This is a genomic window from Rhizobium sp. TH2, from assembly GCF_024707525.1.
GTDB lineage: Bacteria > Pseudomonadota > Alphaproteobacteria > Rhizobiales > Rhizobiaceae > Rhizobium_E.
Genome location: NZ_CP062231.1, coordinates 4,084,055 through 4,104,154 on the forward strand (window position 1 = coordinate 4,084,055; position 20,100 = coordinate 4,104,154).

19 protein-coding genes, 1 tRNA gene and 1 pseudogene are annotated in these 20,100 nt (G+C 60.6%); 9 read left to right on the top strand and 12 right to left on the bottom strand.

The annotated features are described in order from the left end of the window. Positions 1-23: 23 nt before the first annotated feature. Genes IHQ71_RS20230 through obgE form a run of 3 tightly spaced genes read right to left on the bottom strand, consistent with a single transcriptional unit; the run spans position 24 to position 3,550 of the window. Positions 24-1,301: a glutamate-5-semialdehyde dehydrogenase gene (locus IHQ71_RS20230; protein WP_258158234.1), complete on the bottom strand. Its 1,278-nt coding sequence runs from the start codon at positions 1,299-1,301 to the stop codon at positions 24-26. Then, complete coding sequence (gene proB, locus IHQ71_RS20235) at positions 1,294-2,460, bottom strand: glutamate 5-kinase (protein ID WP_374989890.1); 1,167 nt, start codon at positions 2,458-2,460, stop codon at positions 1,294-1,296. Before proB ends, IHQ71_RS20230 begins: the two co-directional genes overlap by 8 nt. Further along, entirely contained in the window at positions 2,450-3,550 is a 1,101-nt protein-coding gene (gene obgE, locus IHQ71_RS20240; protein ID WP_258158235.1) for a GTPase ObgE, read from the bottom strand. Before obgE ends, proB begins: the two co-directional genes overlap by 11 nt. Positions 3,551-3,625: 75 nt before the next feature. On the opposite strand from obgE, the gene IHQ71_RS20245 reads away from it, so the two are divergent. Further along, positions 3,626-4,486, top strand: a complete 861-nt coding sequence (locus IHQ71_RS20245) for an endonuclease/exonuclease/phosphatase family protein (RefSeq protein WP_258158236.1) — start codon at positions 3,626-3,628, stop codon at positions 4,484-4,486. 78 nt (positions 4,487-4,564) lie between these two features. Here IHQ71_RS20245 and IHQ71_RS20250 read toward each other — a convergent pair whose 3' ends face one another. The 5 genes from IHQ71_RS20250 to rplU form a co-directional block, all read right to left on the bottom strand. Next, a complete protein-coding gene (locus IHQ71_RS20250; RefSeq protein WP_258158237.1) occupies positions 4,565-6,832 on the bottom strand; it encodes a hypothetical protein in 2,268 nt (755 codons plus the stop codon). A gap of 329 nt (positions 6,833-7,161) precedes the next feature. Further along, entirely contained in the window at positions 7,162-7,854 is a 693-nt protein-coding gene (locus IHQ71_RS20255) for a GNAT family N-acetyltransferase (protein WP_258158238.1), read from the bottom strand. Further along, positions 7,851-8,498 carry a GNAT family N-acetyltransferase gene (locus tag IHQ71_RS20260; RefSeq protein WP_258158239.1) on the bottom strand — a complete coding sequence of 216 codons (648 nt, stop codon included), beginning with the start codon at positions 8,496-8,498 and terminating at the stop codon, positions 7,851-7,853. Before IHQ71_RS20260 ends, IHQ71_RS20255 begins: the two co-directional genes overlap by 4 nt. Positions 8,499-8,634: 136 nt before the next feature. After that, a complete protein-coding gene (rpmA, locus tag IHQ71_RS20265) occupies positions 8,635-8,907 on the bottom strand; it encodes a 50S ribosomal protein L27 (protein WP_258158240.1) in 273 nt (90 codons plus the stop codon). Between the two features lie 26 nt (positions 8,908-8,933). After that, entirely contained in the window at positions 8,934-9,245 is a 312-nt protein-coding gene (rplU, locus tag IHQ71_RS20270; RefSeq protein WP_258158241.1) for a 50S ribosomal protein L21, read from the bottom strand. A 337-nt stretch (positions 9,246-9,582) separates the two neighbouring features. Between rplU and IHQ71_RS20275 the strand changes: the two genes are divergently transcribed. Next, positions 9,583-9,672, top strand: a tRNA-Ser gene (locus tag IHQ71_RS20275). Positions 9,673-10,418: 746 nt separating this feature from the next. Here the strand turns inward: IHQ71_RS20275 and IHQ71_RS20280 are convergent. Further along, the gene (locus tag IHQ71_RS20280) at positions 10,419-11,120 is read right to left on the bottom strand and encodes a GntR family transcriptional regulator (protein ID WP_258162893.1); all 702 of its coding nucleotides are present in this window, start codon (positions 11,118-11,120) and stop codon (positions 10,419-10,421) included. 123 nt (positions 11,121-11,243) lie between these two features. Here IHQ71_RS20280 and IHQ71_RS20285 point away from each other — a divergent pair, with 123 nt between their 5' ends. From IHQ71_RS20285 to IHQ71_RS20315, 7 genes are all read left to right on the top strand, one after another. Further along, the gene (locus tag IHQ71_RS20285) at positions 11,244-12,758 is read left to right on the top strand and encodes an aldehyde dehydrogenase family protein (protein WP_258158242.1); all 1,515 of its coding nucleotides are present in this window, start codon (positions 11,244-11,246) and stop codon (positions 12,756-12,758) included. Between the two features lie 124 nt (positions 12,759-12,882). Next, positions 12,883-13,833, top strand: coding sequence for a substrate-binding domain-containing protein (locus IHQ71_RS20290; protein WP_258158243.1), 951 nt, complete (start codon positions 12,883-12,885; stop codon positions 13,831-13,833). Positions 13,834-13,974: 141 nt separating this feature from the next. After that, positions 13,975-14,922, top strand: coding sequence for an ABC transporter permease (locus IHQ71_RS20295; RefSeq protein WP_374989892.1), 948 nt, complete (start codon positions 13,975-13,977; stop codon positions 14,920-14,922). Continuing rightward, complete coding sequence (locus IHQ71_RS20300) at positions 14,922-15,653, top strand: ATP-binding cassette domain-containing protein (RefSeq protein WP_258158245.1); 732 nt, start codon at positions 14,922-14,924, stop codon at positions 15,651-15,653. The genes IHQ71_RS20295 and IHQ71_RS20300 overlap by 1 nt, the downstream gene beginning before the upstream one ends. Before the next feature lie 30 nt (positions 15,654-15,683). After that, positions 15,684-16,526: a 5-dehydro-4-deoxy-D-glucuronate isomerase gene (gene kduI / locus IHQ71_RS20305; RefSeq protein WP_258158246.1), complete on the top strand. Its 843-nt coding sequence runs from the start codon at positions 15,684-15,686 to the stop codon at positions 16,524-16,526. Continuing rightward, positions 16,523-17,278, top strand: coding sequence for a 2-dehydro-3-deoxy-D-gluconate 5-dehydrogenase KduD (gene kduD / locus IHQ71_RS20310; protein WP_258158247.1), 756 nt, complete (start codon positions 16,523-16,525; stop codon positions 17,276-17,278). The genes kduI and kduD overlap by 4 nt, the downstream gene beginning before the upstream one ends. A gap of 9 nt (positions 17,279-17,287) precedes the next feature. Then, positions 17,288-17,617 (top strand): cupin domain-containing protein, encoded by a 330-nt coding sequence (locus tag IHQ71_RS20315; protein ID WP_258158248.1) that lies wholly within the window; start codon positions 17,288-17,290, stop codon positions 17,615-17,617. A 101-nt stretch (positions 17,618-17,718) separates the two neighbouring features. Here IHQ71_RS20315 and IHQ71_RS20320 read toward each other — a convergent pair whose 3' ends face one another. The 3 genes and pseudogenes from IHQ71_RS20320 to IHQ71_RS20330 all read right to left on the bottom strand — a co-directional run bounded on the left by IHQ71_RS20320 (position 17,719) and on the right by IHQ71_RS20330 (position 20,095). Beyond that, entirely contained in the window at positions 17,719-17,955 is a 237-nt protein-coding gene (locus IHQ71_RS20320; protein ID WP_258162894.1) for a hypothetical protein, read from the bottom strand. 438 nt (positions 17,956-18,393) lie between these two features. Then, positions 18,394-18,672 (bottom strand): annotated as a pseudogene (locus IHQ71_RS20325) (transposase); the annotation flags it as partial. A 643-nt stretch (positions 18,673-19,315) separates the two neighbouring features. After that, positions 19,316-20,095 (bottom strand): phosphodiester glycosidase family protein, encoded by a 780-nt coding sequence (locus IHQ71_RS20330; protein WP_258158249.1) that lies wholly within the window; start codon positions 20,093-20,095, stop codon positions 19,316-19,318. Between the last annotated feature and the right edge of the window lie 5 nt (positions 20,096-20,100).

The window sequence follows — 20,100 nt, forward strand, 5'->3', positions numbered from 1 at the left end:
TCAATTTCCCCCGGCTTCAAGTCTCACGGCCTTGTCTGGCCGTCGCCACGGACCCTGTACTTGAATGACGTGAGCTGTTCGACGCCGACCGGTCCCCGCGCATGCATCTTGCCTGTCGCTATGCCGATTTCCGCACCCATGCCGAATTCGCCACCATCGGCGAACTGCGTCGAGGCATTGTGCAGCAGGATGGCGGAATCGATCTCGTTGAAGAAACGCGCGACCGAGGCCGCGTCCTCGGAAATGATCGCCTCGGTGTGATGCGAGGAATATCTGTTGATATGCGCGATTGCTCCGCCGATGCCGTCCACGATCGCAACCGAAATGATCGCATCGAGATATTCCGTCGACCAGTCCTCGTCGATTGCCGGCTTGAAGCCGGGGAAGACCTTGAGCACGGTTGCCGAGGCGCGGATTTCGCAGCCGGCTTCGGTCAGCGCTTCGAGCAAAGGCATCAAGTGCGTGCCGAGCGCTGCGCTGTCGACCAACAGCGTCTCCGCCGCGCCGCAGATGCCGGTGCGGCGCATCTTGGAATTGACCACCAGCTTCTTCGCCATATCGAGATCGGCCGTGGCATCGACATAGATATGGCAGATGCCTTCGAGATGGGCGAAGACCGGCACGCGCGCATCGTCTTGAACCCGGGCGACGAGGCTTTTGCCGCCGCGCGGAACGATGACATCGATCGCACCATCGAGGCCGGTGAGCATTTCGCCGACGGCAGCGCGGTCGGAGACCGGCACCATCTGGATCGCATGTTCCGGCAGGCCGGCATCGCGCAGGCCCTTGACGAGGCATTCGTGAATGGCGTGCGACGAATGGAGCGAATCCGAGCCGCCGCGCAGGATTACGGCATTGCCCGCCTTCAGGCAGAGCGCACCGGCATCGGCCGTGACATTCGGGCGGCTTTCATAGATCACGCCGATGACGCCGAGCGGTGTACGCACGCGTTCGATATGCAGCCCGTTCGGCCGATCCCATTCGGCGATGACTTCGCCGACGGGATCCCCGAGTTCCGCGATCGCGCTTATGCCGTCTGCCATGGCGCGGATACGCGCCTCGTTGAGCGTCAGGCGGTCAATGAAGGACGGTGCCATATCCGAGGCGCGGGCATTTTCGAGATCGATGGCATTGGCGCCGAGAATGGCGTCCTTGCGCTCCATGATCTCGCGCGCCATCGAGACGAGTGCAGCATGCTTGCGTTCGGCCGAGGCGATGGCGAGCGGATGGGCAGCCGCGCGCGCATTGCGGCCGATCTGCAGCATCAGTGCTCTTACATCGTCCTTGGCAACATCAAGCATCGGCGCTTTCCTTGCTCTTCGCCTTGGCCTTGCGCGCCGCGGTCATCACCATATCGTCGCGATGCACCATGGCCGCCCGGCCGGAATAGCCGAGAATGGCCTCGATGTCAGCGGATTTCTTGCCCGCGATCAGTCGGGCTTCCTGCCCGTCATAGCTAGACAAGCCGCGGGCAATCTCGCGTCCGTCGAGAGACATGATAGCGATCGTATCGCCGCGCGCAAAATCCCCATCGACCGCGCGAACACCTGCGGGCAGCAGGCTCTTGCCGCTCATCAGGGCGCGCTCGGCGCCATCGTCTATCGTCAAACGTCCGGCGGGCGCAAGCTTGCCGGCGATCCAGGTCTTCCACGCGGTCACCGGCTTGGAGGACGGCGCGAACCAGCTGTGCCGGGCGCCATCCGCGATCGCGCGCAGGGGATGATCGACCTTGCCCGATGCAATGATCATCGCACATCCCGCCGAGGTGGCGATCTTGCCGGCATCGATCTTGGTGCGCATGCCGCCACGCGAGAGTTCGGAAGCAGCACCTCCCGCCATCGCCTCGATCTCAGGCGTAATCGCCGGGATGACAGGCAGGAATTCGGCCTTGGGGTCTAGATGCGGCGGGGCGGTATAAAGCCCGTCGATGTCGGAGAGCAGCACCAGCAGGTCGGCGCCGACCATGGTCGCAACCCGGGCGGCGAGCCGGTCATTGTCGCCATAACGGATTTCGGACGTTGCGACCGTGTCGTTCTCGTTGATCACCGGCACAGCCTTGAGCCGCATCAGTTGCGAGATCGTGGCGCGCGCATTGAGATAGCGGCGGCGTTCCTCGGTATCACCCAGCGTCAGCAGGATCTGGCCCGCAACGATATCATGCCGGGAAAGCCCTTCCGACCAGGCACGCGCCAGCGCGATCTGGCCCACGGCAGCAGCCGCCTGGCTCTCTTCGAGCCTGAGGGCGCCAGCCCCGATATCGAGCACCGTGCGGCCCATGGCAATCGCGCCCGACGAGACAACCAGCACTTCCGTGCCCTTGGCGGTGAGCGCCGCGATATCCTCGCACATCGCGTCGAGCCATGCCTTTTTCAGGCCCGATGCGCGATCGACCAGCAGCGCCGAGCCGATCTTGATGACGATGCGGCGGCAGGACGTTAGAGGCATGCGGTCAGTCGTCATCGCCCCAATCGTCCTCGTCGTCACCCATCGGCGCCATTTTGACTTTTTGATTGAGCATCACGCCGCTCTCGGCCTTGGGCAGGTTCGGATCCTGGGCCTTGCTCGTCTCGATGATACCAGCCAGTTCGCGTAGCACTTCCGGCATGCCCTTGCCGCCGGTGGCTGCCGAGATCGCGAAAGGCGTCTGGCCGCAGGCGCGCTTCAGCGCTGCCTTCTTCTTCTTGAGCGTCTCGGCATCGACCGTGTCGATCTGCGAAAGTGCGACAATCTCGGCTTTATGCTCCAGCCCTGCGCCATAGGCGTCGAGTTCCGCGCGCACGGTCTTGTAGGCCTGACCCACATTCTCTTCCTGCGCCGAAACCAGATGGAGCAGCACCCGGGTGCGCTCGACATGGCCGAGGAACCGGTCGCCGAGGCCGATGCCCTCATGGGCGCCCTCGATCAGGCCCGGAATGTCGGCCAGCACGTATTCCTTGCCGTCCACCGTCGCCACGCCGAGGTTCGGATGCAGCGTGGTGAAGGGATAGTTGGCGATCTTCGGCCGCGCGCGGGTACAGGTTGCAAGGAAGGTCGATTTACCGGCATTCGGCAGGCCGACAAGACCGGCATCGGCGATCAGCTTCAGCCGCAGCCAGACTGTCTTTTCCTCACCGTCCTGGCCGGGATTGGCCCAGTCCGGCGCCTGGTTGGTGGAACTGCGGAAATAGGCATTGCCGAAGCCGCCATTGCCGCCCTTGGCGATGCGGTACTTCTGCCCGACTTCCGTCATGTCGCAGATCAGCGTCTCGCCGTCTTCCTCGAAGATCTGGGTGCCGGCGGGCACCTTCATGACCACGCTTCCACCCTTGGCGCCGTGTCGGTTGCGACCCATGCCATGGACGCCCGTCTCGGCCTTGAAATGCTGCTGGTAGCGATAGTCGATCAGCGTGTTGAGACCGTTCACCGTCTCCACCCAGACGTCGCCGCCACGGCCGCCGTCACCACCATCCGGACCGCCGAATTCGATGAATTTCTCGCGTCGGAACGACACCGATCCGGCACCGCCATCACCGGCCTTCACATACACTTTGGTCTGATCGAGGAACTTCATCTCAGCTTACGGGCCTTGCCATGTCTAGATTAGCGTGTTCGATATAGCGGCAGCCGTGAAAGGTCAAAGAATAACATGAAATTCGTGAGCTTTAACGTCCAATACGGCTTCGGATCGGATGGAAAGTACGATCCCGAGCGCATCGCGGATGCCATCAAGGGGGCCGATGTCATCGCTTTGCAGGAGGTTACACGGAATCTCCCCAAAAATAGTCGGGCCGATCTGCCGGACGTTTTCGCTGGTCTTTTGCCGGAATTTTATCACTTTTTCGGCGCCGGAACCGTTGCTGATGCGGGCTCCGGAATCGTCGATGGCAGGGCCCAGATGCGGCAGGTTGAATTCGGCAATATGATCCTGTCGCGCCATCCGATCCTGGCCACGCGGAACATCCTTTTGCCCCGCACCCGCACCTTCGATCGCCTCAATCTGCAACGCTCCGCGCTCGAGGCGCTGATCGGCACGCCGATGGGTGCGATCCGGGTCTATTCGGTGCATCTCGATCATCGCAGCCCCGAGGAAAGGATCAGCCAGATCGCCTTCCTCAAGGAGCGGATCATCAATTATCCGCTCGAAGGTGGCGCGGTGAGCGGTGGCGCCGAATTCGGTTTTCCGGAACTGCCAAGCCCCGAGGACTATATAATCATGGGCGATTTCAACATGCAGCCCGAACAGCCGGAATATATCGCGATGGCCGGCGCCAATGACCTCTACTACGGCCGCACACCGAACTCCTCCAACCCGACCGACGCTTTGGACCGGCTGGGCAAGCGCGGAGAAGGTTCTTACACTTGGGAAGAACCCGGAAAGCCCGACATCCGCCAGTATCTCGATTACTGCTTCCTGAGCGCATCGCTCCTGCCGCGCCTCAAGGACGGCTGGATCGACGAGGCATGCATCGGGTCCGACCACAAGCCGGTCTGGGTGGAGATTGGATGAAGGCAGAGGCCCGTCCGCACCACCCCAATCACAACCCCGGCCTGTCGCCTTAATCCAGGATCAGCCCGTTCGAGCGAGCTATTTGGCGAGGCGTTTGAGATCGTTGACGTTGTCGAGCCCCATGCGCCCCGGGTCCAGCGTTTCATTGACCTTGATCTGTGGCTGTGCAGCCGGCTTGAACGCCTCGGCCAGCATTTTTGAGGGCCTGTCGCGACAATGGGTCTCGCTGCAGTCAACATCCAGAAGCTTGTCGTTGTCCTGCATCTCTATGAACAGCTGAACATTCGACGATAGCCACCAGCTCATGGATACAGAATCAAGCTGAACGCGACCGTCAATGCAATCGCCGTGCGGCGTTGCAGTTCCCACGCAGATCGCCTTGTAGACATTGCTGAAGATGTAGTTGTTGTAGCCAACCCGGTTTATCGTCGCGAACCTGTTCTCCAGAATATGTCCTTCGCTGGAATTCAGGAAAGCCTGGACCGGAGACAGAGACACGTTGATCTTTTGCCCAGATATCTCAAGCGAAGGTTGCCTGATATTTTCTCGCCCCGCAAAAATCCAGAGACGGTGTGCATTCTCGTCCAGCGGATTGTTCCGGATGTTGACGACGACGCTGTCGACCTTGTTGCAGTTGAGCGCATCGATGATGTCGAGAATATTGGCGAGGCCGCTATTGTCGAAATACCCGCCATCGACCAATTGCCCGACGAGGATACCCTTTGTATCCCTGACATTGCCACGGCTGGAAATGAGCGGAAAGCGGGCCGACGCGACAATGGCGGTCGACATGCTTATGTCCCGCACGATCTTCGTCGGCCCCGGATCCGGCTTCTGGTTACGGGTCCGGGCGTCCAGCAGTTCGTATACGTCATAGGACATCGGCATGGCGTCCGAATAGACGAGATGTGCGGGATACACCCTCTGTACGCTGCTCCTGCAGGCATTTTCGCCCGGAAATGACGATGATGGATCGATGTCGCTCACGACGACAGTCTGCCCACGCTCGACCAGCGTACTGTTGAGGATGAGGCCTGGCAGCCATGACGCCGACCGGTCAGTATGCCCGAACGCCGAGCACAGGCCTTCGAATTTCTCACAGTCCTTGCCTGTTATGGCCGCATAGTGCCGTTCCATCGATCTTTCGAGCAGAGCGGAACGATCGTCGAACCCGAGATCGAGCATGGCAGGTAATGCCATCCACCAATCCCGCAAGGCCAGCCCGACGGCGGCCGGAGTCAGATAGTCCGCCGACACCAGCAATTGAAGGCATTTGCGCCAGCTTGTCGTAACTTCCTTGGCATGATCGGTGCCGTAATAGATCCAGTGCCTACCGGCGCGCCCGAAATCTTCCCTGCAAGGCGGCTTGCCATTCACACTGTCGGCCATCGCCTGCCTGGTCGTGGCGAGGCCCAGCGAGCCGCCCGACACACCGGAAAACAGGAACAGCTTTTCGCGGAAGCCTTCGACCGGCGGTTCGTCCAGAAGCTGGCCCATCACCGTCGCGACCTGAAAGGCAGCCCGACTCGCGCCGCCCTCGGCGGTGACCAGTATCGCCTTGCACCGCCTGCCCGAGGCCTCCTCGGCCGCGCAATTGTTGAGCTTTTTCCACTGTGCAATGTATGCTTCAAGCGTAAGTTGCGCGGATGTCTGCGGCTTGGAAGCATTATCCGGCAATAGGCGGATGTCGTGAAACGGATTGCTCGGCGTGGCGTTGGCAAGAACCATTGCGGTAATGACCGCGACAGTGCCCAGTTGCACGAACCTGCGCCAGAAACGGCTCCTCTTCGCAAGCACCATCAGCGCCACCAGCGGCATTATCCAGCCGCCGACGAGCATGGGAAGGAACAGCAATCCACCGAGAAGATCGGCCATCGTGAACGGCGCCATGCTGGCGATGAAGACGAGCACCAGTGAGGCAAGCGCGAAAAGCCTGGAAAGCCGCCGGCCCGACGCTGCCGACATGGTGACGTTCGTCCTTCCCCGTATGCCGAGATAGACGAGGTACAGCAAGAACGTGATGACGGGCACGACCCAGAGTGTTCCGCTCGGTGCGTGCAGGCGCTTACTCTCGAAATAGCCGCCGAGAATGGCAAAGTCACTCAACTGGGTTTGGATCGCGATGACAAGCGCCAGGATCGCTAGAAAGCCCAGGTCCCTCGGCAGCCAGAGGTCGAGCTTGCTCGGCGGATCTGACAACGTGCCCTGCCCGCCTCGGCGGGCATCCAGCAATATCCGCGCGCCGAGATGCAATGGGATGATCCAGAAGAAAAGCAGGCACATGATAAGAACCGTCAGCTCTATGACATCGAGCGGCCGTGCAAACAGGTCTGCGACCTGAGACAACGTTAAGAGCAGCAACCCCAGCAATAGAGAGATGAAAGATGGCCATATGGCAAACAGCCGTCTGATCAGCGTCGCCAGCCATTGGATACAGTCTAAGGAAAGGAATTGCTTGATCGCAAGAAAATGGTCCTTGAGAAAGCTTGCCAGGCCACTGATCAAAACTTGGAGAAAAGATGAAAAGCGTTGTGCCATCCGTATTCCCCTACACCTAAGCGCGAAGAAATAACTATAGATTGAATTAGCAAGCGCTTCAATTGAGGAAATGCAACCGGTGCCGATCCATGGCTAAAAAAATTCGGGCGTCATCTGGATGGCGCCCGAATTTCATTTCACATCGGCATATAGCCGCCGAACGTCAGCTCCGTGGTGATCAGCCGCACGCCTTCCGCCCGCGAAGCCGCATAGACATCCTCGACCCCGGTCACATCGAAACCCAGCTTGCCCTGGATCCTGAGCGAGCCCGGATTGTCGGCCATGACGGATGAGAACAGTGTCTCGCCCATCATCACCGAGAAGAAGCGCGCGACGACGGCATTGACGGCATCGGTCATGACACCCTTGCCCCAATGCGCTTCATCCAGCCAATAGCCGAGATGCCACCCGGTACGGTTGCCCGCCTCGCGCCATTCGATCGCGACGACGCCGATCAGGCGGTCCGAGACGTTGCCATTGGCGGCCTCGAGTTCGGGCGACAGGATGGCGCGGACGCCACCCAGCGTGATCGCGAAGACCCATGCCTCCTGCGCGAGCTCGCCGATCGAGACGAGCCAATCCTCCGCGTCCTCCAGATGATAGGGCTGGGGGACACGGGTCAGCATCCTGGCCACGCGGTAGTTGGCGAGCGATGCCGAAATCACCTCGGCATCGCGGGGCTCGGGGCGGCGCAGCGTGAGCCGGCCGGTCCGGATCAGCGGCTGGCGCGGCAGCGCATCACTTCGGAGTTCGATCTCCGGAACCCGCTGCAACTGGGCCGGCGAAGGTGCGACCGGGAATATCTCTCGATGTTCGATCAGGGCACTCATCTTGCCCCTCCCCAACTTCTCAGCGAACCCCAGGTCTTGCGGTCGAGCCGGAACCACTCGACGGCGACGCTGCCGCCCAGCGCGAGCGAATCGGCCATGCCGGTGCCCTGGAACTGGAAGCCGCATTTCTGGATCACGCGCCGGGATCCGATGTTCATCACCCGGGCGCGCGCATCGATGAAGTCGACGTCGAAATGGCGGAAGCCGAAATCGATCAGGGTCTGCGCGGCTTCCGTCGCAAAACCCCGGTTCCAATAGCTCTCGCCGATCCAGTAGCCGAGTTCGATCCCCCGGCCCGTTTCATGCGCCTCCAGCCCGCAGGCGCCGATAAACGCCTTGGTTTCAGCAAGCGTGATGGCGTAGACGCATTTGCCCATCGCGCCCGAGGCGACGCGGGCGACGAAGTTTTCGGCGTCCTTGATCGTATAGGGGTGCGGCATGCGCGACACCATGGAGGCGACGTTCATGGTGTTGGCGAGATGGGCAATTGCGTTGGTGTCCGCCATCTCAGGGGCGCGCAAGGTCAGGCGCTCCGAGACGAGAATGGGCGAGACGAACTCCAGCGGCGCCGAGTCCCTCGACTCCTGCCGCATCTCACTTCTGAAACCAGCTTGGCTCTGGCTTTCCTTCAGTTGAGTTTGCATTTTTTCCTCCTGGGGTGAGCGCAAACGAAAAGGGAAGATGGATTTCACCCCATCTTCCCTTTTTGAACCCTGGAGGTCTTGTGACCTGAAGCGTCAGTCGGGCCGATGAGGCGCCGACTGTTTAAAGAGTGCCGGCTTACTCTGCTGCTGCTGCCGTTTTCGGCATCACGGATACGTATACGCGGCCATTGGCCTTGGATCGGTAATTCACGGTACCTTCGGTGACTGCAAAAATCGTGTGATCCTTGCCGAGGCCGACATTGGCGCCGGGATGCCACTGGGTGCCGCGCTGACGCAGAATGATGTTGCCGGAGACGACAGCTTCGCCGCCGAACTTCTTCACGCCCAAACGCTTGGAATTGGAATCGCGACCGTTGCGCGACGAACCGCCAGCTTTTTTGTGTGCCATGGTTTTGCTCCTTGTCCTCTAACCTATTAAGCCGCGATCTCGAGAATGCGGACCTTGGTGAAATGCTGGCGGTGGCCCTTCTTGCGCTTGGAATTCTGACGGCGGCGCTTGACGAAAGAAATGGTCTTCCGCTTGCGACCCTGCTCGACGACTTCCGCGGTCACGACGGCGCCGACAACAAACGGCGCGCCGATCTTGGCGCTGGCACCCTCGCCAACAACGAGGACTTCTGTGAATTCGATCTTCGCACCGGCTTCGCCTTCCAGCTTTTCGATCTGGATGACGTCGTTGGCAGCAACCTGGTACTGCTTTCCACCGGTCTTGATGACTGCGAACATTTTTTGTCCTTTCATGTTCTGTGAACGCGCCTCGATAAAAACCTGCTAAGGGCCTCGGTCGGGCGGTCTTTTTGTTCAGTCGATTGGTCTTTGGCGAAGCGAACTTCGCCGGTGAGATATGCCTTGATTCCCGCCGCGTGGCAAACATCAAAACATGCCGCGAACATGATTGCCCGCAGTCTTCCGCCCATGCGTGTACGCGAGGCCCCAAATCCTGTCAAGCCAATCGCAGGCAAAGAAACGACGATCGGCGCTTTTTCTATCTTGCGTCAGCCATTTTTCATCGCTATATCGCGGCCCACACGCTCGGAACCCACGCTGGTTCCCGGTGCCCCGCGGAGAGGTGGCAGAGTGGTTGAATGTACCGCACTCGAAATGCGGCGTACCTGCAAGGGTACCGTGGGTTCAAATCCCACCCTCTCCGCCATATCCCTTTGTTTCATATAGAGAAATTTTGCAGGAAATGCAAAGGGCCCACTTTTGCGATGACCGTTTTGCGTGTCACCATTTGGCGAATAGGGCGGACATGACCGCTTCGCGCCCCCAATCCAGCCGCTCGCCCAGCGCCTGCGAGTTCCTGAAAGCGGACGGTTGCCCAGTTGACTCCGACGTCGGCACCTGGGGATGGGGACTGACGGCTTCAAACTCACAAGCAAGGAAGCTCGTGAACCAATGGAGGTCCTGAGAGGGGATTTTCTCTCGACGCACTCACCAGATGTCCAGAAGCAAATTCCATAGTAGATCGCGTCGAGTGAGTTCGGATCGGCATCATCATCTGATGGGGACCAACCCCCGAAACAGTCGTCCATTAGATCGTCGGTGGCTATGGCAACCAGCGAACGAGGAGAGCGGTAGTTGCTTACGAAATAGCCGACACGGTGACAGCCCTCATCGTCAATCAAAGTGGCGGTGCTCATTTCGTACTGCATAGCAGGCCACATAGCATCCAACTCAAGCACGAAACAGTCGTTGACATGGGCTTCGAAAATGGCTGCCACTTAACGAAGAAGGTCAGAGAAAGGGTCGGAGTGACTCCGACGATTTTCCGAAGGCAGAAACAGGCAGTGTCTGCAGCGGATTGCATAAGCGCGAAACATCTGTCGCGCTACTTCGAGCATCCCTGGCAGACGGAACTTTCAATATCCCTGGGCGCATATTTCTCAGAGCCGCACTTCATTCGAACAACTCGGGATTGTCTGCCTCGATCTGAGGCAAGTCGGACAGAATACCGTTGAGATGCCGGCGCATGGCTGCAGCGGAGGCATCGGAATCCTTCGAATCGATCGCGACGATGATCGCTTCATGCTCGGAGATCAGATTCTTCATCGAATCCGGATGGCGGAGCTGAAGATTGCAGACCCGGTCCATATGCGCCTTGATGTCGGCAACCGCGTTCCAGGCCAGCCCGCAGCCTGCGCCCTCGGCAATCGCGATATGAAACTGCTCGTCCTCGCGCCGGAACGCATTGTGATCATTCGCTTCCATGGCAGCCCTCTGGCGCGACAGGATCGTATCGACCCGGCGTCGGGTCCAGTTGTCGAAGCCCTCGCTTGCGCGCCGGGCCACGGCGACCTCGATCGCTTCACGCACGAACCGGGCTTCCATCATCTGCCGCGCGGATATGCGAACGACCACCGTCCCCCGATTGGGCCGTATGTCCACCAGCTTGGATTTGCCAAGTGCGATCAGTGCCTCGCGCACCGGCTGGCGGGATACGCCCATGCGGGTGGCTATCTCCTGCTCGGAAAGGCGCGTTCCCGGCGCGAGTTCCAGGCGGATGATCGCCTCTCGGAGATCGCGTTCGACCTGCGCGGCCGTGGTTTCCCCGGTCTCCGTCTTCAGAATTTCAAGTCCCATTATCTGCGCCGCCATGATGCGTTGACAACCATCTAAAACCACCATACAGTACCATACAATGCATTCGCAACATAATTCTCACGGCCTGGAGGGCCTGAGAACGAGAAGGCTCCGGAACTGGATTCCGGGGGAGGAGAAGTTTTGCTCGCCAATTTCATATCGCCCGATACCACGGATTCTCGCCTGGGCATTAAAGCGCGCTATCGCATGCTTGTCGATGGCAAGTCCGTTGATGCAGCGTCCGGCCGCGCGATTGATCGTGTAAGCCCCGGCCATGCCGGCGTCATTGTCGGCACATGGCCGGAAGCGTCCGCGGATGACGTCGGTCTGGCGATCGCCGCAGCCCGCCGTGCATTCGATGCCGGCCCATGGCCGCGCATGTCCGGTGGCGAGCGGTCGCGGCTGATGTTCAAGGTGGCCGAACTCATTCTTGCCAATCAGGAAGAGCTCGCCGTGGCAGAGAGCCTCGAAGTCGGCAAGCCGATCGCTCAGGCGCGGGGCGAGATCGGCTTTTGTGCGGATCTCTGGTCTTACGCGGCCGGTCAGTCCCGTGCGCTCGAAGGCCAGACGCACAACAATATCGGTGACGACCGTCTCGGCCTCGTACTGCGCGAGCCGGTCGGCGTCGTCGGCATCATCACGCCCTGGAATTTTCCCTTCATCATCGCATCCGAGCGCGTGCCCTGGGCCATCGGTGCCGGCTGCGCCGTGGTGCTCAAGCCGTCGGAATTCACCTCGGGCACGTCGATCCGCATGGCTGAACTCGCGCGCGAGGCGGGCATTCCGGATGGGGTCTTCAATGTCGTCACCGGATACGGCGATCCGGCCGGCCAGATACTGGCGGAAGATTCCCGTGTCGATATGGTGGCATTCACCGGCTCGGTTCGCGTCGGCACGAAGCTCGGCGAGATCGCTGCACGCAGCGTTAAGCGCGTCGGGTTGGAACTCGGCGGCAAGGGTCCCCAGATCGTCTTTGACGATGCCGACCTCCAGGCCGCCGCCGACGGCATCGCATATGGCGTCTATCACAATGCCGGCCAGTGCTGCATTTCAGGCAGCCGGCTGCTGGTGCAGGAAGGTATCCGCGATGCGCTGATGGAGCGGGTGCTCGACATTTCCCGCAAGGTCACTTTCGGCGATCCGTTGAATGAGAAGACCAAGATCGGCGCGATGATCTCGGAAGCGCATACGGCCAAGGTCCAGTCTTATGTCGATGCGGGCGTCGCTGATGGAGCCGAACTGCTCCTGGGCGGGACGCGGGCGGGCGAGGGCAAGGGCCTCTATTTTGCGCCGACGGTCTTCAGCGGCGTAAACTCGGACATGTCGATCGCCCGTGAAGAGATCTTCGGGCCGGTCCTCTCGACCATGAGCTTCAAGACCGCAGACGAGGCAGTCGCACTCGCCAATTCCAGCGAGTTTGGCCTGTCTGCATCCGTCTGGTCGACCAATCTGGAGAATGCGCTGCAAAGCATCCGCCGTATCCGCGCCGGGCGCTGCTGGATCAACAGCGTCATCGACGGAACGCCGGAACTGCCGATCGGCGGCTACAAGAAGAGCGGCCTCGGGCGCGAGCTCGGCCGCTACGGTTTCGACGAATATTCGCAGTTCAAGGGCATCCACGTCACTTTGGGACGACCGGCACCCTGGTTCGGCTGATTGCCGGTTGTTGGAGCAACCGGAGAGGAGGAAATCTCGGCTGGCGCGATCTTTGGTCGGAACTCGCCAGCCGAGACACGGGTCATACGACCCTTATTGCACATCCAAAAGGGAGGATACGCAAATGAAACTGACCAGATTGACCACTGCGGCGCTCGCTGCAGGCGTTGCTCTAACCATGTCGTCGGCAGCACTAGCCGCCGACGTCAAGGCAACGATGATCATCTACCTGGATCCGAGCGTCCAGTTCTTTAACCCGGTGGTGAAAGGCGCACAAGATGCGGCCGCCCAGTTCGGCGTCGATCTTGATGTGCAATATGCCAACAACGATCCGGTGCGCCAGAATGACCTGATCGAAAGCGCGACCGCCGCCGGCGTTGACGGCATCGCCGTTGCAATCTCCAGCTCGGACGCGTTCGATGCCAGCATCTGCTCCGCCGTCAAGGCGGGCATCATCGTGATCGGCTTCAACAACGACGATCTCGAGGGTGCCAAGGGCAATTGCCGGCAGGCTTATGTCGGCATGAACGAATTCGCCTCGGGCTACGAACTTGGCAACCGCATGATCGAGAAGTTCGGCCTCAAGGAAGGCGACATGGTCTTCAATCCGCGCGAAATCCCCGAGGCGAGCTTTGCCGTGGCACGCGGCGGCGGCATCGAGAAGGCGATGAAGGAAAAGGGCATCAAGGTCGAGACGGTCCGCGCCGGCCTCGATCCCGCCGAGGCGCAGAACATCATGGCGCAGTTCCTGATCGCCAACAAGAACGTCAAGGCATTGTTCGGCACCGGTTCGGTCACCTCGACCGTTGGCGCTGGCGCCATCAAGGACGCCGGCATCGACATCCCGTTCGGCGGCTTCGACCTCGCGGTCGAGATCGTCAATGCGGTGGAGTCAGGTGCCATGTTCGCGACGATGGACCAGCAGCCCTATCTGCAGGGCTACTACCCGATCGTACAGATCGCGCTGGCGAAGAAATATGGCCTGACGCCGACCGACATCGATACCGGGCAAGGCGCCTTCCTCGATCAGTCGCGCATCAGCTCCGTCAAGCCGATGATCGGCACTTATCGCTAACCGCAATGCGCGGGAACCTTCCGGCAACATCCGGAGGGTTCCCCGTCATCCCTGCGTGAGTATTCCAAAGTGACTCCTATTATGGCCGACACTGTCCCGCCCCGTACGCGGACCCAACGACAATCGCTTCTGAAGCAGATCATGGCAATGCCCGCCGGCGGCATCCTTCTGGTCTTTGCCACATTGCAGGTCGCCTGCATCGTTGGCGCGCTTCTCTACCCTGACGATTTCCGCTACCTCTCGCCGCAGAACCTGACGATCCTGATGAAGGCCGTCCCTGTGCTGGGCTCCCTGGCACTCGGCGCGGGCATCCTGATGATATCAGGTGAATTCGATCTCTCGATCGGTTCGGTCTACACATTCACCGCCATCCTCATGGCGACGCTGGTCAATGGCGGCCTGAGTGCCTTCATCGCCGCACCCATCGGCATCGCCGCGGGCGTCCTGATCGGCATGCTCAACGGGACAATCACGCTGCGTTTCGGGTTGCCGTCCTTCATCGTGACGCTCGGCGGCCTGCTGTTCTGGCGTGGGGCCGTGCTGCTCTACAACGGCGCGGTACAGGTGCGCTTCGATCCGGAGCCCGCGTTCTCCAGCCTGTTCGCCGGCACCATCTTCGGCATCAACGCTGCCTTCATCTGGATCCTCGTGCTCGCCGCCGCCTTCCACCTGCTGCTCCATCGTCACCGCTTCGGCAACCATGTCTTCGCGACCGGCGGCAATCCTGGTGCGGCAACGGCAATCGGCATCAACACCGGCCGCGTCAAGCTCATCGCGTTTGCCATTGCCGGCGGCATGGCCGCTGTTGCAGGCATCCTCGCCACATCTCGTGTCGGCAGTGTCCAGCCAGGGCAGGGAGCGGGCCTCGAATTGCAGGCGATTGCCGCCTGCGTCATCGGCGGGCTGTCGCTGCGCGGCGGCCGCGGCACGATCCTCGGCGTCTTCCTCGGCGTACTCCTGATCCACACGATGACCGACGTGCTGCTGCTGCTGCGCGCTCCGGGCTTCTATCTCGACATGTTCATCGCAACGCTGATCGTGGTTGCGGCGATCTTCAACCACCTCATAGAGCGGCGGGGGCTCGCCTGATGGCCAATCTTCTCGAACTCCACAACATCTCGAAGAGTTTTGGCGCGCTGACCGCGTTGCGCGATCTCAGCTTTCACATAGGCGAGGGCGAAGTGGTCGGCCTGCTTGGAGACAACGGCGCCGGCAAGTCAACCACCGTCAACCTGATCTCGGGCATCCACAAGCCGACAGTGGGCCATCTCAGCATCGACGGCGCGAAGACCGAATTCACCTGCCGCTCGGATTCCGCCGCCGCGGGCATCGAGACGATCTACCAGCACACCGCGCTGGTGGACTCGCTGTCGATCACCCGCAATATTTTCATGGGCCGCGAACTGACGGATGCCTTCGGCTTTCTCAGGCAGGGCGAAATGCGCGACACTGCAATGCAGGTGCTGAAAAACGCGGTGCATATCTCCGGCATCGACTCGCCTGATGTGCTGGTCGGCAATCTCTCGGGCGGGCAGAAACAGGCAGTCGCCATCGCCCGCGCCGTCCACTTCAAGAAGCGGGTCCTGCTGCTCGACGAGCCGACATCGGCGCTTTCCGTCCGCGAGACCGAAGCGCTGCTGAACCAGGTCCTCAAGCTCAAGGCCGAGAACGTCTCGAGCGTCTTCGTCACCCACAATCTCTACCACGCCTACCAGGTCTGCGACCGCTTCGTGATCATGAGCCACGGCACCAAGGTGTTCGATGTCGAAAAAGCGGACACGAGCATCAGCCAACTCACCGAATACGTGGTTCTGACTTGAACCTGAAATGAAAGACGAAAGGCAATTGCCGTGACAATTTCCGTGACAACCCGCCAGGTCGTAGGCCCCGAGGATACCGCCCGCCGCGATACGCAAGGGCTGAGAGACGGGTTCGTGATCGAAGGCATGTTCCGGCCCGACGAGATCAACCTCACCTACAGCCATCTCGACCGGATGATCGTCGGCGGCGTCGTGCCGGTTTCAGGTCCGTTGACGATCGAGCATGTCAAAGAGACGGGAACCGACCGCTTCCTCGACAGGCGCGAGGCCGCGATCGTCAATATCGGTGGTGCGGGCGTGGTGACGGTGGATGGCGCGGACCATGTGCTCGGCAACAAGGAAGCGCTCTATGTCGGCATGGGAGCGAAGGCACTGACCTTCGCCAGCCGGGATCAGGGTGAGCCAACTCATTTCTATCTCCTCAGCGCGCCCGCCCACCGGACCTGCCCGACCGTGCTGATCACCATCGACATGGCAAAGAAGGTGGTGACCGGTTCGGCGGCGGAAGCCAATGCCCGCACCATCAACCAATATGTCCACCCCGACGTCTGCGAAAGCTGCCAGCTTCTGGTCGGCCTGACGATGTTCGAGCCGGGCTCGGTGTGGAACACGATGCCGGCGCATGTGCACGACCGGCGCATGGAGGTCTATCTCTATTTCGGCATGGAGGAGACGACGCGGATATTCCACTTCATGGGCGAGCCGAGTGAGACCCGGCATGTGGTGCTCAAGAACCACGATGCGGTGCTGTCGCCCGGCTGGTCCATTCATTCGGGCGCGGGCACCGGCAGATATTCCTTCATCTGGGCGATGGCCGGCGATAACATGAGTTTCACCGACATGGACAAGGTGCCGATGGAAGCGCTGCGATGAATCTTTTCGACCTATCGGGTCGCTGGGCTATCGTGACCGGCGCCAATACCGGCATCGGCCAGGCGATTGCCGTTGGACTGGCGCAAGCTGGCGCGGACATCGTTGGTGTCGGGCGGTCGAGCATGGACGAGACGGCGGCACGGATCATCGCCGCCGGGCGCAAATTCGTGGCGCTCAAGGCCGACCTCTCCAACAAGGCAGAGGCCAGCGTTGTCATAGACCGGGCGATCGCGGCGCATGCCACGCCCGACATTCTCGTCAACAATGCCGGTATCATCCGCCGTGCCGACGCCCTGGATTTCTCGGAAGCCGATTGGGACGATGTCATGGACACCAACCTGAAATCGGTTTTCTTCCTGTGTCAGGCATTCGCGAAGGCCGCGATCGCGGCCGGTCGCTCCGCGAAGATCATCAATATTGCGTCGCTTCTTTCGTTCCAGGGCGGCATCCGTGTGGCTTCCTACACGACGGCGAAGAGTGGTGTTGCCGGGTTGACCAAGCTGATGGCAAATGAATGGGCAGCGCGGGGCATCAACGTCAACGCCATCGCGCCGGGCTATGTCGAGACCAACAACACCACCGCACTCCGCGCTGACGCGGAACGCAGTGCGGATATACTCAAGCGAATCCCGGCCGGGCGCTGGGCCAAGGCGGAAGACATGGTAGGCGCTGCCGTCTTCCTCGCGTCGTCGGCCTCGGATTATGTTCATGGCACCATCCTGCCCGTCGACGGCGGCTGGCTGGCACGTTAGGAAAACAGCATGAAGTCCTTCTACAGCCTCCCGGAAGATATCACTTGGACAGAAGTCGCGCCGGGTAATCGCCGAGCAGTTCTTTCCGAACGCCCGGAAATGATGCTCGTCGCCTTCAGCTTCGAGCCCGGCGCCGTCGGCGCGCTGCATTCGCACCCGCATACGCAGGTGAGCTATGTAGCGGAAGGAAGCTTCGACGTCACAGTCGATGGTGTCACCCAGTGTCTCGAAGCAGGCAGCAGCTTCATTGTCGCCCCGAACCTTGTCCACGGCGTCGTGGCGCACGAAAAAGGCCTGCTGATCGATACGTTTACGCCCAGGCGTGACGACTTCCTGTAGGCTCTTGACGGCAGACCGTGGACAGACCTTGGTGTAAGGCCTCATTCAAGGTGCTCAGGTTAGCGGTCATGCTGCGGCCTATCTGACGTGCTGGGCCGGCTTCACTGAGCCGAGAATTTCACCGTCACGCCGCGCTGCCGAAGATATGCCTGCATTAGCTTCCTGCCAGAGCGGTTGTTCTGGACGAGCCTAGCCGGATCGAATACCGCCTCTTTCAAACCCGCCAGCGTCAACGCTGCCTTGAGAGTCGCGATATGCACGTCGATGTCGGCATTGTCCGCCTGGAGCGATTCATAAATGCGGTTTATTGCTTCTGCTACGGTCGGCTCGCTCACTATTGCACTCCTGCTGTTGTTTGCCTGGCGCTTACCACATTTCCTGGATTGACCCTATCGTCGTGATCAACGCCAGCGTCAATGAGTTACGATGGATTTGTAACATCGCGTCCGCTTTCGGATATGTAGCACCAGAAGCGGACCAGCGGGAAACGTGAAGAGTTTCGGGCGCCGGCAGGCGTACGAAAGTGCCCCGAGGAAGAAACCCGCGGGCCACAGTCGGAGGCTATGGGGATTTCGATCTGCGGCTGATGTCTGCGATGGCGCGACCGCGGCCAGGGAGTGGGGCGATGGATGCGGACAGGCCGCTTCGTTGCGCCTCCGCGCGGTTTAGCCGGCTCGTCGCGACCCTGTAGGCGGCGATAATCACCATGAACGCGCATGGGTCGGTTGCCGGAGGCGGGGCGCCCGCGGCTGAAGTCTGGATCATGCCATGCCTGGTCATGAAGCGGTCTCCCGGTTCGTTGCCATCACATCCGGCGGTCCGCGCGGCTGCCTCCAGCGTTCGAACACCTCGACGACGATCATTCGTCCGCCGCAGCAGGGGCATGGCGGGCGGAAGTCATCCGGTTCGCCTGGTGTGTCGTCATCGGCTGGTGCGGCGACGTCCAGGAGTTCGCGGGCGAGCGCCTGATTGGTCTTGCGAGCGGAGCCGGCGAGCAGGCCGTAGTGCCGGATGCGATGGGAGCCGCGCGGCAAGACATGGAGCAGGAAGCGGCGGTCGCCGTGTCTGGTGAACGCCCGAGGAAGGTCGCCAGGCGTCCGATGTCGCGGAGATAGTTGCGTTGCGTTTCGCGTGAGAAACGCCGCATGTTCATGTCGTCGATCAACCGCTGGTGCGGGGGGCTGACGGGCGTGTCGAGATGGGGGTGCTGCATGGTCAGGCTCTTGTTGAAGAAGCCCGTCATGCTCTGCCGTTGCCACACGACGCTCAATGCAGGCGCAACGTCCGGCCTGTGCCCTCTACCTCAACCGCAGGCGCCCTCCCGCGCAGCGGGTTCGTTCGTCGGCCCCATTGCGGACATAGGAGATTGATTGTGATAGACCGCTTCGCGCCCTCCAATCGGACGTTTCAGCGAACTTCTGCTTCATCCCAAAAGCTGACATTTGAGAGCGCTAAGCTCATGACAACAAATCGACGGATTGAAACGCCGAGGTTTCCAAGCATTTCAGACGACTATGGCGTGAGTCCCATCCTCTGCGCCATAAGCTTCTAATCCATTGAGATAGACGAATATTTCGGAAATGTTTTCCGATGCTACGCATTTTCCACGAGAGATTTGTCATCGGGCGCTTACCACCTGGAGTGCGCTGCGCACTTCATGGAGGCTCATCAGGGATCAATCTTCCGGGCGGTCAACGACTATTCCACCAGCCCGACGATCGGGCCGTAGCCGCCGTGGCCGGACCAGTCTTCGCGATCCAAAGCCGGCACGTAAGTTCCCGCTCCCCTGCCGCCGTCGAGAAACAGGGCGTTGGAGCACTTCAACTCGTCACGGAACAGTCTTGCGAAATCATGGAAGTTCACCGGGCCGTCGCTGATCGCAAATCGAACCACGCCACTCTCGCAGATCCCAACGCCACTTCTCCGGGTTCGGTCCGTTGATCCCGGGATAAAGATAGGGTTGGTTTTGCCATCGATGACAAGCATCGGACCGGACTGGGTCGCGAACGTCGCCTTGCCCCGGCGCTTCAAATAGGTGTCCATGGGAAGTATTCCCGCGTGTCTGTCTTCCAGGAAGAACACGCCTTTCGGCTTCTTGTAGAAATTCGGAACCGAGCCGGGCGACCCCTTGATCTCGAACGTGTTGGCCGGCGCCAGTGTCTCGCCATCCGCGACAAAGAGGCCCAAGGGCGAGAAATCATCCTTGTACATCCCGGCATTCATGGCAAATGTCAGTGACTTTCCCTCGGCAGCAAGCGCTTCGGCCACATGCGCGAAGGTTCGGTAGGGCTTGCCTTCGGCATCCTTCCAGAACAGCCTGAGATGCGCCTTCCCGGGATCTGCCGCGCATATGATGTAGTTGACCGCCGCAAAGGTCTGCGCTCTGCATGCAGGCGGCTGCGGTTGTTCGGCGGCCGTGGCTGCGCCGCCGAATGCCATCGCTGTGGAAAATAGCAGGCCTTTCAGGAACATCTTCATGCGGT

Coding starts and splice junctions, on each gene's coding strand:
- IHQ71_RS20230 (WP_258158234.1), bottom strand. CDS start 1,301: ATGCTTGATGTTGCCAAGGACGATGTAAGAGCACTGATGCTGCAGATC.
- proB (WP_374989890.1), bottom strand. CDS start 2,460: ATGACGACTGACCGCATGCCTCTAACGTCCTGCCGCCGCATCGTCATC.
- obgE (WP_258158235.1), bottom strand. CDS start 3,550: ATGAAGTTCCTCGATCAGACCAAAGTGTATGTGAAGGCCGGTGATGGC.
- IHQ71_RS20245 (WP_258158236.1), top strand. CDS start 3,626: ATGAAATTCGTGAGCTTTAACGTCCAATACGGCTTCGGATCGGATGGA.
- IHQ71_RS20255 (WP_258158238.1), bottom strand. CDS start 7,854: ATGAGTGCCCTGATCGAACATCGAGAGATATTCCCGGTCGCACCTTCG.
- IHQ71_RS20260 (WP_258158239.1), bottom strand. CDS start 8,498: ATGCAAACTCAACTGAAGGAAAGCCAGAGCCAAGCTGGTTTCAGAAGT.
- rpmA (WP_258158240.1), bottom strand. CDS start 8,907: ATGGCACACAAAAAAGCTGGCGGTTCGTCGCGCAACGGTCGCGATTCC.
- rplU (WP_258158241.1), bottom strand. CDS start 9,245: ATGTTCGCAGTCATCAAGACCGGTGGAAAGCAGTACCAGGTTGCTGCC.
- IHQ71_RS20290 (WP_258158243.1), top strand. CDS start 12,883: ATGAAACTGACCAGATTGACCACTGCGGCGCTCGCTGCAGGCGTTGCT.
- IHQ71_RS20295 (WP_374989892.1), top strand. CDS start 13,975: ATGGCAATGCCCGCCGGCGGCATCCTTCTGGTCTTTGCCACATTGCAG.
- IHQ71_RS20300 (WP_258158245.1), top strand. CDS start 14,922: ATGGCCAATCTTCTCGAACTCCACAACATCTCGAAGAGTTTTGGCGCG.
- kduD (WP_258158247.1), top strand. CDS start 16,523: ATGAATCTTTTCGACCTATCGGGTCGCTGGGCTATCGTGACCGGCGCC.
- IHQ71_RS20315 (WP_258158248.1), top strand. CDS start 17,288: ATGAAGTCCTTCTACAGCCTCCCGGAAGATATCACTTGGACAGAAGTC.
- IHQ71_RS20330 (WP_258158249.1), bottom strand. CDS start 20,095: ATGAAGATGTTCCTGAAAGGCCTGCTATTTTCCACAGCGATGGCATTC.